The following is a 651-nucleotide window of genomic DNA, read 5'->3' as shown; positions in this document are numbered from 1 at the left end:
ATGACAACGCTGTTGCCCTTGCCCGTAAGCCAATTGGCCAGGTTATACCCGTAGTGTCCAGTCGGTTCCATACCGATTATGAGTCCTTTTAAGCGGTGTTTCTGCCTAATTACATCAATCCATCGTTCTAATTTTTCGAATCCTTCAATTGTATTTGAGAATGTAAGATGTCGCTTACTGAGTACGATACCGTGAAAATTAGTTGCTTGTGCTACATGAGTCTCCTTAGCGATATCTATACCCACAACAAGGTGAGATGTGGAAATTCGTTCAATGCGTTGATTTTGACCGTCTGATTGTTTAAACTTCATAGTAAGAGCGCCTCCTTGATGTACTGGATTAAAACCCTTCGACAAATCCATCATACTGAGGCGCTCCTTTTTTGACAAAGCCCAAATCTTAGGCCTTACAGGAATGTTTACTTGAGAAAAGGCAACCAATCCACTTGGGATGGCTGCCTTTTCATGTTGTAAATGAACTATCGTTTCCCGTTAGCGTAATCTATTTTAGGAGACAAAGGTCATCTAACCGACTGGTAAACGAGACCTATGGCTCCAGAATCAAAGGTCTTGTTTTCGATAAGTTTAAGATTGACCTTCTCCTTGAGACCTTGGAATAACGGCAACCCGCTGCCGATCAGGACGGGAGAAA

1 protein-coding gene is annotated in these 651 nt (G+C 42.5%); it reads right to left on the bottom strand.

All coding sequences use genetic code 11. The features are described from left to right. On the bottom strand, positions 1–311 hold a 311-nt coding region (locus GC098_RS39005; RefSeq protein WP_171649702.1), incomplete at its 3' end, for an IS110 family transposase. Positions 312–651: the final 340 nt, after the last annotated feature.

It is taken from the genome of Paenibacillus phytorum (assembly GCF_013141715.1).
Taxonomy (GTDB): Bacteria; Bacillota; Bacilli; order Paenibacillales; family NBRC-103111; genus Paenibacillus_E; species Paenibacillus_E phytorum.
This window is presented reverse-complemented; position numbering and strand designations above follow the sequence as displayed.